The following is a 12,498-nucleotide window of genomic DNA, read 5'->3' as shown; positions in this document are numbered from 1 at the left end:
CAAGCTCCTGTATGATGGCGAGTTTCTCTACTGCACGATATTGATTTTTTTTAGCCATGAAAAAACCCCCTTAAGGTAGCAGGTTTTATTATTTAACCTGTCTACCTTAAGGGGAGCATATCACGATCCGCGGCGGCCTTATGATGCTTTGTGTTGAGCTATAGTACCCGTTAGGGCGTCAAAGGTGCTGCATCCCAGCTATAACGAAAGTACTCCATTTATATTTTAGCTTTGGCTTTCAGTATATATTTGAAAGGTCACGCCGAATTTGTCAGTTACATCACCAAAACCTGGGCTAAAAGGGGTTTCTTCAAACGGCATGTTAACTTGACCGTCTTGCCGTAAGGCTTCGAAAAATCGTTTTGATTTTTCTACGTTGTTTGTTGAAATGCAAATTGTTACCTGTTTACCCTTGGGAATAGACGAACCATTGGGAGCATCCGAAAACATGAGTTCCGATTCACCAACCCGCAACTTTGCGTGTGCCACAAGATTTTTTAAATCATCAGTGAAAGTATTAGGCATTTCCGGCATATCCCCGTAAGTAATGATTGTGAGGACTTCGGCTCCTATTGCTTGTTCATAAAACTGAATAGCTTCCTTTGCGTTCCCTTCCATATTGAAATATGGGGTAAGTTTTACTGTCATCATTGTCAACTCCTTTTTTTCAATCATAGCAAACAAGTAATGCTTTGATTTCTTTTAGATTGCTATCATGAATAACCCGATTATTACATCGACAACGCCGTCGATTTCCCGTATATTTCATTCAACAAAACTGCCCTTTAGCGTGGAAAAGGCAGCCGATCATTCTGGGCGGCTGCGTTCGTTGACTTTATTCAGCTATCGTTATCCGTTAGTGCGCTTCATTCGCATCTCAGAGGTTATTGCAGAACCGCCTCAGCTCCGCGCTCGAGTCATCTAACCAGGTCCGAGATTCTCCTCCGCTTCGGTTCCCCGCACCACTAGCTACTCTTTGCCGTACCTTTTCTTCAAGCCATCGACTTCGATTTCAATGCCGATATCGTTCGACCAACCGGAGAAGCCTGTTCCATCCAGCAGCTTGCCGTTAAATGCCGTGCCGACACCGACCTTCTGATGAGGTGGAAGCGTGATCGTCATCGGCTCGAACTTGACCTTGGCTGTACTTCGTATCAGATAAGGCCTAACCGTTACAGCCTTCTCCTTCCCATAGTTGATCAGCGTAACGGTGCAGTCCGCTTTCACATTCGCTTCTTCCGATCTATAGCTGCACTGGCTGTTCTTTTTGGAGAAAGCGACGGAGGAAACGGAAACGGAATTATATTTCAGAAGAATCAAGGCATTCTCGGTCACGATCGGAAACAGAAACGCAAATGCGATACAGCTCAGTACGATCCGGCTCCGTATTTTGGGAAACCGGAATTGATAAAACTTCACCGCACCGATGTAACCGGCAACAATGACAAGCAGCCCGACAATAACCGAGATATGCAGCCCCGAATCGTACTCGGTATTGGTCCACGGCGGTATTCCAACCGCTCTGAATATACTGTCTCCGAAAGAATTGCCGAGGTGGGTGTTGGATATGAGCAGCAGACCGATCAGAATGAGAACGAAAAACAGATCTTCTTTTCTACGCATTTCATCTCCCCTTATCTACTTTTGAGCAGTTCCGGAAGGACCGCAGCCGTACATGAAAATGCTCTATATATTATCTTATAACAAAGAGGATTGGTAGTCTTTATCCTTGTAGCCTGAACCCCGATCGTGAATAAGGAGGAAGAAACGATGAAAGAAGAAATCAGCAAAGTGCTATCCATGATGCAGGAAGGCAAAATTGATTCAGACAAGGCTTCGGAGTTGATTGACGCGCTAAAGGAGAAGCAAACGGCTCATACATCGCAAGCCGTACAGGTGCTGGGGAAACCCGACTATTCGAAGAAACTGTCATCGGCATCCGGCGGTTATTTAGACAAAACGTTGAAAATACGGGTAACATCCCAAGAGAACGATAATATCAACATCAATTTGCCGATTAAACCGGTTAAGGCTGTTCTCGGAGCGGGGCACAGCATCGCGTCCAATATTCCGCAGGCTGCGAAATATGTGAAGGTTGATATGGCGAGCCATCTCAACGTTATAATTAAAAGGCATGCTCCCGGTACAAAACCGAGTTCATGCCTTATAGACCACCTAACGAAATAACTGTCTAACTTTATCGGGTCACTTCAGAGGTAGGGAACCCACTCCAACTAACGCCGATATACCTCTTCCTTTTTATACGCCGCCGGATGCTCCATGCCGCGTCATCCGAGGCAAGGAAAACCACGGTCGGGCTATATCGGTGCGCCCGACACTTCGTAGGCATCCAGAATGGATTTCAGCAGACCGGGAAACCGGTCTTCCAAATCCTCCGTACGAATGGAGAGAAAGCGCTGCGTCCCTAGAGACCGAACGCGGACAATGCCCGCCTCCCTAAGGGTGCGAGCATGGTGCGACAAGGTCGATTTCACGACGGGAACTTCGATGTCCCCACACGTGCGTTCTCCTGCTTTGTGCAACTCGCTTAGTATATATAATCGGATGGGATCGCTTAGAGCATATAAAACGGAGGATAATTGAATATCCGACTTATCCGGATGATAAAGAATTTTCATTGGCCTATCCCCCCTTATACTTGTTTTATCCATAATTGCATTTTATCATAAAGAATGTTATATTTCTATTGTTCGATAGTAATGAAACAATAAAATAAAGAAGATGGTGAGCCCCATGTCAAAGTCAGCCTCTGAGTCGGCAGGCGTACGCGGCACCGAACAAACGTACATTCGTGAAGGTTTGGTTACCGCCCTTTTAGGATTGTCGATCGTTTTGGTTATTATGAATACAATGATGTTTAATTTGGCTTTGCCGAGCGTGGCTCACGATTTCGGCTTGTCGGCATCCACGACATCTTGGATCGTTACGGGATATTCCATCGTCTTCGCGATCTCTTCCATCACCTACAGCCGGTTATCCGATTTCGTTCCGATTCGCCGGCTGATCGTTATCGCGCTTGTTTCGCTTAGCGTTGCGGCAATTGTTGGGTTGTTCAGTGAAAGCTTCTTGCTGCTTCTGCTCGTCCGTCTCGTGCAAGCGTCGGGAGCGGGCGCGGTTCCAGCTCTCTCGCTTGTGCTCATTACCCGGTACGTCCCGCTGAAGCGGCGCGGCAAAGCGATGGCGATGATCATGTCGGCCGCTTCGCTCGGGCTTGGCCTAGGACCTGTTGCAGGCGGGGCTATCGTCGAATTTATCGGCTGGCATTATTTATTCGCCGTTACCGCGGTTACGATTCTGCTCGTTCCGATGTTCGTGGCGCTTCTTCCCGCGGAGAAGCCAGCCAAAGGCTCCTTCGACGTATACGGGGCGTTCTTCGTCGGCATCGGAACGACCGGACTGTTGTTGTTTCTCACGAATCAATCCGGGATCGCGCTGGCCGCAGGCCTGATCTCTCTCGTGTTGTTCGTTATTCGCATCCGCAGTGCACAGGATCCCTTCGTACAGCCCGTCCTGTTTCGCAACCGTGCTTACTTATTGCTGGGATCGGTCGGGATCGTCGCCTATTTGTGCAGCTTCGCAACGTTGTTCCTGATGCCGCAAATTCTGGTCAACCTATACGGCTTAAGCGCGATCTCTTCCGGTCTCGTCATATTCCCCGGTTCTTTGCTGGCTTTGTTCCTGTCCCAAAAAGTCGGCAGGATCATCGACCGAAACGGCAACGCCGCGATCATCCGCTACATTCCTTTGCTCGTTCTCGCATCTGTGCTGCTGTTCGCCCTGTTTGCCGGTTCGTCCTATGTCGCCATCTTGTTTATTTATATGCTGCTGAGTGTAGGCTTCACATTCTTGACCAGCAGCATCTCGAATGAGATGTCACGCATTGTACAGCCTTCTCAGATCGGCTCCGGACTGGGGCTGTTCCAGCTGCTCCAGTTCTTCAGCGGCGCTTTCGGCGTCGCGACTACCGCAAGTGCTTTATCTTGGCAGAAAGACCTTCCCCTGAAAGCGGCTTACGGCAATATTTATTGGGGGTTGACGATTATCGCGCTCATTTCGATCGTCTGCGCCTATCTCTATGGACAGCGAGCGCCCCGTGTGGCGGAAAATAGATAAAAACAACAAGCCGTTTACTCCCAAGAGTAAACGGCTTGTTACGTTAGAAGACGGCTAGACGATAAAATTAGAATATTCGGTCTGCTCGACACGCCCTTGTCTTGAATCGGATTCCCAGAGCCGACAATATGATCCGTCAGATCAGCAGCCTCATGCTCGTCCAGTATAAGCTATCTAGAATTAATTGGTTGTCTCTTCTAATATGATCCTTTTTTTATACTTTCGCGGCAGCCGTTGTTCTCTAGGCAAAATGGGCCTCTAGGGTCCTATCCTATTTTATTATTTCCGCCAAAAAGTTGAACAGTTTGCCTTATCCAATATATTAAACTCAATCATTTTCTCAAGTAATTCGTAATTTACCAGCTCATTCCACGGAATTCTAAACAAGCCTTTGGTAGCGCTGTAACCAGCTTGCACAATGTCATCGGCAAAGTGCGTAATGCCTACTTCTTCGGGTGAAACGCTCAAATGATACTTCGCTGTGGAAAACCCGATGACAAATGTGCCGTGATTGGAAAACATTGGCGTATTCCACTTGATTTGCGGTTCCAAATTTGGGAATTTATTAGCAACCCACGCCAAAACTTCCTCTGTTCGGTCGCGGTGGTCGGGGTTATCAATACCCGCTAAATATTCTGCAAAAACTTCCATGTTGTTCCCTCCTAAAATGAAAATTATGTCATTCCGAGAAGTTTCTCAAACCCATTCATCGTTAAAACTCTTCACTGAACCGCTAAGACACTTGCCCCCCGTTTATTGAAGATAAAATACTATTGCCTTAAAACATAATCAAGTATTTCTTGGTACAGTTCGTTCCAAACATGATAATATCCTGTTACTTCACTTGGATATATAATACTCTCTATGTTCAACGTTTAACTGAATCACTTCACGGTCTAAACCTCCATCAATATACCATAGAACATGCGTTTCTCGTTCAACTATCCTGGCATTCTGCTTAATGAGGCCTCCATCGATCCGCGGCGGCCTAATGGTGTTGAGCTATCGTAGCGTAATCCACAAAACACGGTCAGTGAGGAGTTGACTGTCCAGAGCCAGGGCATATAAGGTGATAAAGATTGTTTCCTCAATCTTGGACAGATGGCGGTACGTCAATGGATTTTAAACTCATTTTTGCCATTCCTTTTACCTCGATATTTCCCAAAGTAATATTCGTATAAGGCGCCTCTGTTTCGAAAATGGCTCTATATCCTCGGGGTTGTTAACGGCAGCATTTGGAGCCGAACTGTATGAAAGCTTGAGTCCAATGTTATCATAGATTGTTCTTGTCATCCGGCAGTTGACATGTCTAATTGCTTAGATGAAGTTCTAATTTTTCTCATTAATTACAGGTGAAATTATCATAGTTTAGTTAGTGGTTCGTCCTATCTATATATGCCTTCAAATAAAAAATCCCCAATTTACGGGGATGGTATAATTACCCCCGAAAGAATACTTAATAGTCTGTAGTCATTGAGCAGTCGTTGTCACATAATTTGAGGATCAAGTCCAACCCCAAAAGAAACCATCTCGCTCCCACGCAGCTCTTCCAGCATGCAACTTTTTAAAAGCTTTCTTTACATCCTTTGATATTGACTGATTTCCGTTTTCATTAACATAAATAAACGTTTTACCATAATTATTTATAATATAGTTAACCGCATCGGTTTGATACAAAATCCCAGATGATTTCAATTCATATAACATCCATTCAGCAATTTCATTCACTGCAGTATCCAATTTAAACGCCCCTCATAAATAATTGATTCGTGAAATCCAAAAACTCACAAGAACCCACCAATGATGAAATCAGGCGTAATATGGCTATCAGACAGCCACTCCTGTGGTTAATTTAGTTATAAAAATAACCGACTGTGAAGCAGTCGGTTATTGGTTTTAATGGGGCCATGAAGAAATGAGCTAAACTGAACACGGTCTCTCGTTCGCTTCAATTTCTTGCCCAGCTCGCTTGCCTGAAGGCATCAGGCTCATTTTGTCAATAATAAAAGTCCCAATAAAATTGTCCGCTGCAATAGTCCTGATATATCTGCTTTAATAATGCTTATCAAAATCCACAAGATTGTAGGACGGTTGACCATCATTGAAATATGCCTTCAAATTCGTCAGGAAAATCTCCATTGCCCTATCGTCATAATACACAGTTGAGCCCGAATTATGCGGGGTGATGATGATATTATCCATCTGCCACAACGGACTCGACTCAGGCAAAGGTTCTTGCTCGAACACATCCAAGCCTGCACCAGCGATCCGGCCGTTACGCAATGCTTCAAGCAAAGCCTCCGTATTCGTCGTTCCGCCTCTGCCGATATTGATAAAGTATGCGGAAGCCTTCATCAGAGCAAATTCCCTGCTTCCAAATAAATAATGCGTGTCCGGAGTCAGGGGAAGTGTAACGATGACGTAATCGCTTTGCTGCAGAACTTCATCGAGTCCGAATTTATCGAACATTCGATCCACATATGGCGAAGGCTCTCCGGATCGTCTCACACCAAGTACCCTCATACCGAACGCTTTACCAAGCCTAGCCGTCTCCTCTCCAATCGCCCCGACTCCGATCACCCCCATCGTTCGGCCGTGAATTTCGTGTAACTCCCCCGTCGATTGCCAGGTTTTTTGGGCCTGATGGCGGATCGAAAGATGAAGTTTTCGAGAAAAGGCAAGCATCATGGCCAAGATCGTTTCGGAGATCGGAAAAGCGTGTACGCCACTGGCATTCGTCAATAAGATCCCTTGGGCGGCCATTTCGGCAAGCGGCATTCGGTCCACTCCAGCCCCCCAATTCTGTACCCATCTTAATTTCGAGTTTGAATTCAAACATGCCTCGGCCAACCTGTTCCAACCGACCATAATCTCGGCGTCCTTTAGATGGGAGGCCCATTGTTCTTTGTCGCCATGAATCACTTCCCACCCGGTAGGAATTACCGTGTATATCTGTTCGAGTTGGTTCAAGGACATTGGTCGCAGGCACACGATCTTAGGCATAATGGACATCCTCTCTTTCCCTATCGATAGGTTTCTCTACAGTATAAAGAATCGCCGTAGAGTACGGAAGAGCTTACTCAAGAAATGCTAATTTACTAAAGGAATCCACGCAATGTTCATACGAAATACGGATATTGATGCTCCTTGACATTTCTCCCACCCAAGAGAAGTTGTTATCGAGCAGTAATCTCTTTATGAAAGAACCAAAAATTAAAGGATGTGCCCCAGTAAATCCCGAACGCCGGCCATCCCCAAATTAGGCTATTGCACAATCGTATCCGTTAGCCATCCATGCATCCTGCGCTGCACCACAGAGCATGAAAGTTAATCCGTTCTTTCATGGTAGTTTAACAAACTGATGGTATTTTGTATATTTTCCTTTATTTACGAGAACGATTTCTTACTATCGGCGCACTCGCTTAACCAAATGATAAACAAATATCAAGAATAAAATAAGATCCAGGCAAAGCAAAGAATAAAGCAAAGTTATCTTTTTTCGCAATATCGTATCCCGTTAGCGAGGAAAAGGCCACCCGATTGTTCGCGGCAGCCTCATGATGTGTGTTTTCTACGCTATCGTATCCGTTAACTTAGAGAGGTTGCATTCATTCGATGGAATCACAGTGGCTTATCTTATCTAATTTTCGAGTCCGTATAAGACCAGGCATTCTTATTTACTTCACCTAGATAGACTTTCGCAATTAGATCAATTGAAATCTGTCTACCGATTTGTTCAATCTTAACTTCGTCTAATGCATTGATCCCACCAAATTCCGATGAACACCATTCCCAGGTGTCTTCTCCGTCATGCAAATATTCTTGAAATCCCCCTAGAAGTTTTAATTTACTTGCAATTTCGGGCAATTCTTTATCGGCATAAAACCAAAGCCTAACATATGTGTTCATTATCAAATCTCCTCATAAATTTAACCATACGCTTAGTTCAATGAGGCCGTCCATTTAACCTTGGCAACCTAATAGGCTTCCATGACGGCAACAAAGCTGCCGTTCAACGCGGCAGCTTTGTTGTGGTGTGATTTGTGCGCTATCGTACCGAGGGAGTTCAGCGTCAATTGCTCCTACGGCATGATCACGAGTTTGAAATCAATAGGTTGCCGGGCTAGCGGTCCAAGTCGATAGATCGGCCAAATCTTCGAAGGTCCAGGCGTCCGTAGGAGGCACAATGGTATAACTGCCCAGCCAATACAGCCTTCCAATGCTTGCTTCTGACACTCGACTTTCACACTGCATAGCCCCCTCCATTATCATTTTGCGTCAGGCAGCAGAACGTGGTGCGTTCCTTCACGGTGCAGCTCACCGCCGATCCATGCTTCGCAGCCCGCCGGAACCGTCGCCTTTACTCGAATTCCGCCGCTCTCGCGGATCACGGCAACGCCGTACTCCCCACCCGGTGTCACGACGGTTCCTTCTGCATAATCCAGATCAAACAGCTTCGGCGCAATGATCACTTTCGTAAAGCCCGCCTCGGCAATGTTTATCCCGAGCAGCTGTTCCGCTGCAAACACCAGCGGCATGGCGGCCCAGGCATGGCTTGCGCTCTGAAACTTTACGCCACCCGTAGCGGATTTGTAAAATAGCTGCCAATTTTCCCACAGCGTCGTCGCTCTAGCATCCAGCATGGAGCCATACCGTTGACGGATCATCCGCAGCACAAGGGCAGCATCTCCGTGTTTTTCCAATGCCCGGTATACGAACAGCATGAAAAAAGGGCTTGCCTTCATGACCCGTACCACCACGCCCAACAAATACACAGCGAATGATCCGAGCCGCGCGTTCTTCACCGCTGTCGTGCAGATGCAGTAGAGCCAAAGCATTCGTGATCTCGCTGATTTTTTCCGACATGGGCCCGTTCACAACACACTCCGTGTACGCCCCCGTTTCATCGTTCCACAGCCATGACCGGATTGATTCCGCAAGCTGTTCCGCCAATCCGCGAAAAACGGATTCCGCCTCCGCGTCGCCCAGCTGACCGGCGAGCCTTTCCGCTACGCGTTTATCAAATTACGATGGACAGACGGGCAAGGCTTCATGCTCGAGCCGACCGATATCGGTGCGGCGGTTCCAGTCGGCAAGATCCGTATGACGAATTCCGCACCGCTTCTCTTTACGCTCGCCCGGATGAAAAAAATCGCGTTGGGGCGCGATGCGTTCACCAAGCATAAATTGAATCACCATGTGCTGGATATCTGGTATTTGTACTGCGAAGAAATTTCGATAACGGACGAATCGACGGATGCCGTTGCAAATCATTCCGTGATGGGCAAGGCGCAGCAGACATTGAAGAAACTTGCATTCGAATCGTTCCAACTAAGAGAAGTGGCTGCTTCTCTTGGGCTATCGCCCTCCCGATTTTCGAAGGGCTATAAGACTGCCTATGGAGAAACGCCGATTCAATTTGTGACGGGCTTGCGCTTGGAAAAAGTAAAAAAGCTGTTGGCCGAGACGAAAATGACGCTGGATCAAATCTCCGAATGCTGTGGCTATCAGAACGGCTTTTACCTGAACCGGGTTTTCACCAAAAATGTGGGTATAACGCCGCTGCATTATCGAAAAATGCATCGGGTCTAAACCTTTCGTTGCGTCTTCTTTGGTATTGTCTGTTTTTTTTTCGAGCCGCACCATTGAATTTTCATGGCAGCTCAATCAGTAGCTGACGCGCCCGACCATCCTATTCAGTTGCAGCGATCTTTAGTGAAACCGATGACCGGATTGTTTATTGGGCTATTGTTCCCATTAGGGGGAAGGAGCTTACAATGGAATATGGGAATAACGTTAGCGGGGATCCCTATTTGCATTATAAAAAAAACCGCAGTTTACCCACGGCTTTTATCCTTACCGTCCTAGAAGGGATTCGAACCCATGACACACGGCTTAGAAGGCCGTTGCTCTATCCAACTGAGCTACTAGGACAAAAATTTTTATATGATACAGTTTCATTAAGCGGATGATGGGAATCGAACCCACGCTACCAGCTTGGAAGGCTGGAGTTCTACCATTGAACTACATCCGCATCTTGTGGTCGGGACGACACGATTTGAACATGCGACCCCCTGGTCCCAAACCAGGTGCTCTACCAAGCTGAGCTACGTCCCGATCATACAATGCCGGTAGGGGGAGTTGAGCCCCCACGGTTTCCCTCACGATTTTGAGTCGCGTGTCTGCCAATTCCGCCATAATCCTACGTGCCCTGAGAGATTCGAACTCCCGACCTTTTGATTCGTAGTCAAACGCTCTATCCGGCTGAGCTAAGGGCACAATTAAATCAATGATGGAGGCGCCACCCAGACTCGAACTGGGGGTAAAGCTTTTGCAGAGCTCTGCCTTACCACTTGGCTATGGCGCCTAGTTCAATAAAATAAAAGCGGAAGACGGGATTCGAACCCGCGACCCTCGCCTTGGCAAGGCGATGCTCTACCCCTGAGCCACTTCCGCATAAACCAATGCGCTCGAGAGGACTCGAACCTCCACGGCTGTTACCCCACTAGAACCTGAATCTAGCGCGTCTGCCAATTCCGCCACGAACGCATGCAATTATTGGTGCGGTTGAGAGGACTCGAACCTCCACGGGCGTACACCCACTACCCCCTCAAGATAGCGTGTCTGCCATTCCACCACAACCGCGTATAGGATTAATGTGAGCCATGTAGGACTCGAACCTACGACACCCTGATTAAAAGTCAGGTGCTCTACCAACTGAGCTAATGGCTCATCCAAAGGACTGGGGATCTAGGATTCGAACCTAGGCATGACGGAGTCAAAGTCCGTTGCCTTACCGCTTGGCTAATCCCCAATAAGAAAGGGCGATCGATGGGACTTGAACCCACGAATGCCGGAGCCACAATCCGGTGCGTTAACCCCTTCGCCACGACCGCCGCGCAGGGGTAGCAGGAATTGAACCCACACCAAGGGTTTTGGAGACCTTTGTTCTACCTTTAAACAATACCCCTAAATGGAGGCTGATGGATTCGAACCACCGAACTCGTCAGAGAACAGATTTACAGTCTGCTGCGTTTGGCCACTTCGCTAAGCCTCCATGATGGTGCCGCCGAGAGGACTTGAACCCCCAACCTACTGATTACAAGTCAGTTGCTCTACCAATTGAGCTACAGCGGCACAACAATGGCTCGGGACGGAATCGAACCGCCGACACGAGGATTTTCAGTCCTCTTCTCTACCGACTGAGCTACCGAGCCTTATGTAATTGGCGGAGCCAATGGGATCGAACCGCCGACCCTTACCCTGTCAAGGTAATGCTCTCCCAGCTGAGCTAAGCGTTCATATATGACCCGTAGGGGATTCGAACCCCTGTTACCTCCGTGAAAGGGAGGTGTCTTAACCCCTTGACCAACGGGCCTTATGTAATTGCGACGGAGAGAGAGGGATTCGAACCCTCGCACCACTTACGCAGTCTAACCCCTTAGCAGAGGGTCCCCTTGAGCCACTTGGGTATCTCTCCAATAGCGGCGGAGGGGATCGAACCCCCGACCTTACGGGTATGAACCGTACGCTCTAGCCAGCTGAGCTACGCCGCCATTTATTGTTCTGAACGGACGGAGAAAGAGGGATTCGAACCCTCGAGACGCTTGTGACGCCTACACGATTTCCAATCGTGCTCCTTCGGCCATCTCGGACACTTCTCCATAAAAATGGCTCCCCGAACAGGACTCGAACCTGTGACAACTCGATTAACAGTCGAGTGCTCTACCAACTGAGCTATCAGGGAATATTTGGTGGAGCCAAGCGGGATCGAACCGCTGACCTCCTGCTTGCAAGGCAGGCGCTCTCCCAGCTGAGCTATGGCCCCTAAACAAATCATATGATTGGTGGGCCTTAGTGGACTCGAACCACCGACCTCACCCTTATCAGGGGTGCGCTCTAACCAGCTGAGCTAAAGGCCCTAATGTTTATGGCATAAAAAAAACCACTAACGTGGAATTTTTTCCGCTTTGCGACGTTCTACTCTCCCAGGACCCTGCGGTCCAAGTACCATCTACGCTGGAAGGCTTAACGTTCGTGTTCGGGATGGGTACGCGTGGTTCCCTTCCGCCATCATCACCAAACGGTTGATGTTTCTGCCAGGAAACATCTATTACTTTTGTTCAAGGTCGCTTGTACCCTGAAAACTGGATCGAAACAAGGCTCCAATTTATCTTTTATCGTTCCGTTGTGCTTCGCACAAAGGTCACTTCAAAAAGATAAATCTTCGCTGCAACAATGCTGAATCTTTTAGCTAATGCTTCCGAAGCTAGCTTTTCTTCGAAAAGCGCTTAGGATAAGCCCTCGACCGATTAGTATTCGTCAGCTGCACGCGTTGCCGCGCTTCCACCCCGAACCTATCTA

At 47.7% G+C, this 12,498-nt stretch carries 11 protein-coding genes, 22 tRNA genes and 1 rRNA gene; 3 read left to right on the top strand and 31 right to left on the bottom strand.

The genetic code is table 11. The features are described 5' to 3' along the window. Window positions 1–225 precede the first annotated feature (225 nt). Both ACFQI7_RS37330 and ACFQI7_RS37325 read right to left on the bottom strand, forming a co-directional pair. On the bottom strand, window positions 226–648 hold the full coding sequence (locus ACFQI7_RS37330; protein ID WP_218103458.1) for a VOC family protein: 423 nt from the start codon (window positions 646–648) through the stop codon (window positions 226–228). Window positions 649–969: 321 nt separating this feature from the next. After that, window positions 970–1,623, bottom strand: a complete 654-nt coding sequence (locus ACFQI7_RS37325) for a hypothetical protein (RefSeq protein ID WP_218103454.1) — start codon at window positions 1,621–1,623, stop codon at window positions 970–972. A gap of 147 nt (window positions 1,624–1,770) precedes the next feature. Here ACFQI7_RS37325 and ACFQI7_RS37320 point away from each other — a divergent pair, with 147 nt between their 5' ends. Beyond that, window positions 1,771–2,187, top strand: coding sequence for an SHOCT-like domain-containing protein (locus ACFQI7_RS37320; RefSeq protein ID WP_218103452.1), 417 nt, complete (start codon window positions 1,771–1,773; stop codon window positions 2,185–2,187). Window positions 2,188–2,318: 131 nt separating this feature from the next. Here the strand turns inward: ACFQI7_RS37320 and ACFQI7_RS37315 are convergent, their stop codons facing one another. Next, window positions 2,319–2,639, bottom strand: coding sequence for an ArsR/SmtB family transcription factor (locus tag ACFQI7_RS37315; RefSeq protein ID WP_218103451.1), 321 nt, complete (start codon window positions 2,637–2,639; stop codon window positions 2,319–2,321). 115 nt (window positions 2,640–2,754) lie between these two features. On the opposite strand from ACFQI7_RS37315, the gene ACFQI7_RS37310 reads away from it, so the two are divergent. After that, window positions 2,755–4,134, top strand: a complete 1,380-nt coding sequence (locus tag ACFQI7_RS37310; protein ID WP_218103450.1) for an MFS transporter — start codon at window positions 2,755–2,757, stop codon at window positions 4,132–4,134. A 279-nt stretch (window positions 4,135–4,413) separates the two neighbouring features. On the opposite strand, the gene ACFQI7_RS37305 is transcribed toward ACFQI7_RS37310, so the two are convergent. From ACFQI7_RS37305 to ACFQI7_RS37285, 5 genes are all read right to left on the bottom strand, one after another. After that, the gene (locus tag ACFQI7_RS37305) at window positions 4,414–4,785 is read right to left on the bottom strand and encodes an iron chaperone (protein ID WP_218103449.1); all 372 of its coding nucleotides are present in this window, start codon (window positions 4,783–4,785) and stop codon (window positions 4,414–4,416) included. Between the two features lie 852 nt (window positions 4,786–5,637). Next, window positions 5,638–5,874: a DUF6953 family protein gene (locus ACFQI7_RS37300; protein WP_377518574.1), complete on the bottom strand. Its 237-nt coding sequence runs from the start codon at window positions 5,872–5,874 to the stop codon at window positions 5,638–5,640. 312 nt (window positions 5,875–6,186) lie between these two features. Continuing rightward, a complete protein-coding gene (locus tag ACFQI7_RS37295; protein ID WP_329958317.1) occupies window positions 6,187–7,110 on the bottom strand; it encodes a D-2-hydroxyacid dehydrogenase in 924 nt (307 codons plus the stop codon). A 660-nt stretch (window positions 7,111–7,770) separates the two neighbouring features. Next, window positions 7,771–8,043 carry a hypothetical protein gene (locus ACFQI7_RS37290; protein ID WP_218103446.1) on the bottom strand — a complete coding sequence of 91 codons (273 nt, stop codon included), beginning with the start codon at window positions 8,041–8,043 and terminating at the stop codon, window positions 7,771–7,773. A gap of 359 nt (window positions 8,044–8,402) precedes the next feature. Further along, window positions 8,403–8,972: an alpha-L-rhamnosidase C-terminal domain-containing protein gene (locus ACFQI7_RS37285; protein ID WP_218103444.1), complete on the bottom strand. Its 570-nt coding sequence runs from the start codon at window positions 8,970–8,972 to the stop codon at window positions 8,403–8,405. 214 nt (window positions 8,973–9,186) lie between these two features. On the opposite strand from ACFQI7_RS37285, the gene ACFQI7_RS37280 reads away from it, so the two are divergent. Beyond that, entirely contained in the window at window positions 9,187–9,726 is a 540-nt protein-coding gene (locus tag ACFQI7_RS37280; protein ID WP_218103443.1) for a helix-turn-helix domain-containing protein, read from the top strand. Between the two features lie 268 nt (window positions 9,727–9,994). Here the strand turns inward: ACFQI7_RS37280 and ACFQI7_RS37275 are convergent. From ACFQI7_RS37275 to rrf, 23 genes are all read right to left on the bottom strand, one after another. Further along, window positions 9,995–10,068, bottom strand: a tRNA-Arg gene (locus ACFQI7_RS37275). A 29-nt stretch (window positions 10,069–10,097) separates the two neighbouring features. Beyond that, window positions 10,098–10,168, bottom strand: a tRNA-Gly gene (locus tag ACFQI7_RS37270). Between the two features lie 6 nt (window positions 10,169–10,174). Then, window positions 10,175–10,251: transfer RNA gene (locus ACFQI7_RS37265), tRNA-Pro, on the bottom strand. Window positions 10,252–10,339: 88 nt separating this feature from the next. Further along, window positions 10,340–10,413, bottom strand: a tRNA-Arg gene (locus ACFQI7_RS37260). 14 nt (window positions 10,414–10,427) lie between these two features. Continuing rightward, window positions 10,428–10,501 (bottom strand) — tRNA-Cys (locus tag ACFQI7_RS37255). 17 nt (window positions 10,502–10,518) lie between these two features. Next, a tRNA-Gly gene (locus tag ACFQI7_RS37250) sits at window positions 10,519–10,590 on the bottom strand. Window positions 10,591–10,599: 9 nt separating this feature from the next. Then, window positions 10,600–10,683: transfer RNA gene (locus tag ACFQI7_RS37245), tRNA-Leu, on the bottom strand. A 10-nt stretch (window positions 10,684–10,693) separates the two neighbouring features. After that, window positions 10,694–10,779, bottom strand: a tRNA-Leu gene (locus ACFQI7_RS37240). 14 nt (window positions 10,780–10,793) lie between these two features. Beyond that, window positions 10,794–10,866 (bottom strand) — tRNA-Lys (locus tag ACFQI7_RS37235). Between the two features lie 10 nt (window positions 10,867–10,876). Then, window positions 10,877–10,948, bottom strand: a tRNA-Gln gene (locus tag ACFQI7_RS37230). Window positions 10,949–10,957: 9 nt separating this feature from the next. Then, a tRNA-His gene (locus tag ACFQI7_RS37225) sits at window positions 10,958–11,030 on the bottom strand. 4 nt (window positions 11,031–11,034) lie between these two features. Then, window positions 11,035–11,105: transfer RNA gene (locus ACFQI7_RS37220), tRNA-Trp, on the bottom strand. A gap of 3 nt (window positions 11,106–11,108) precedes the next feature. Further along, a tRNA-Tyr gene (locus ACFQI7_RS37215) sits at window positions 11,109–11,191 on the bottom strand. Between the two features lie 4 nt (window positions 11,192–11,195). Beyond that, window positions 11,196–11,271 (bottom strand) — tRNA-Thr (locus ACFQI7_RS37210). A gap of 7 nt (window positions 11,272–11,278) precedes the next feature. Then, a tRNA-Phe gene (locus ACFQI7_RS37205) sits at window positions 11,279–11,351 on the bottom strand. Window positions 11,352–11,440: 89 nt separating this feature from the next. Further along, window positions 11,441–11,512, bottom strand: a tRNA-Glu gene (locus ACFQI7_RS37200). 14 nt (window positions 11,513–11,526) lie between these two features. Beyond that, window positions 11,527–11,614: transfer RNA gene (locus ACFQI7_RS37195), tRNA-Ser, on the bottom strand. A 2-nt stretch (window positions 11,615–11,616) separates the two neighbouring features. Beyond that, window positions 11,617–11,690 (bottom strand) — tRNA-Met (locus ACFQI7_RS37190). Window positions 11,691–11,709: 19 nt separating this feature from the next. After that, window positions 11,710–11,798 (bottom strand) — tRNA-Ser (locus ACFQI7_RS37185). 7 nt (window positions 11,799–11,805) lie between these two features. Continuing rightward, window positions 11,806–11,881, bottom strand: a tRNA-Asn gene (locus ACFQI7_RS37180). Between the two features lie 5 nt (window positions 11,882–11,886). Then, window positions 11,887–11,962: transfer RNA gene (locus ACFQI7_RS37175), tRNA-Ala, on the bottom strand. 17 nt (window positions 11,963–11,979) lie between these two features. Beyond that, a tRNA-Ile gene (locus ACFQI7_RS37170) sits at window positions 11,980–12,056 on the bottom strand. 45 nt (window positions 12,057–12,101) lie between these two features. Further along, window positions 12,102–12,218: ribosomal RNA gene (gene rrf / locus ACFQI7_RS37165) — 5S ribosomal RNA — on the bottom strand. Window positions 12,219–12,498: the final 280 nt, after the last annotated feature.

The sequence above is a fragment of the Paenibacillus allorhizosphaerae genome (assembly GCF_042659105.1).
In the GTDB taxonomy this organism is placed as follows: Bacteria; Bacillota; Bacilli; order Paenibacillales; family NBRC-103111; genus Paenibacillus_G; species Paenibacillus_G allorhizosphaerae.
This window is presented reverse-complemented; position numbering and strand designations above follow the sequence as displayed.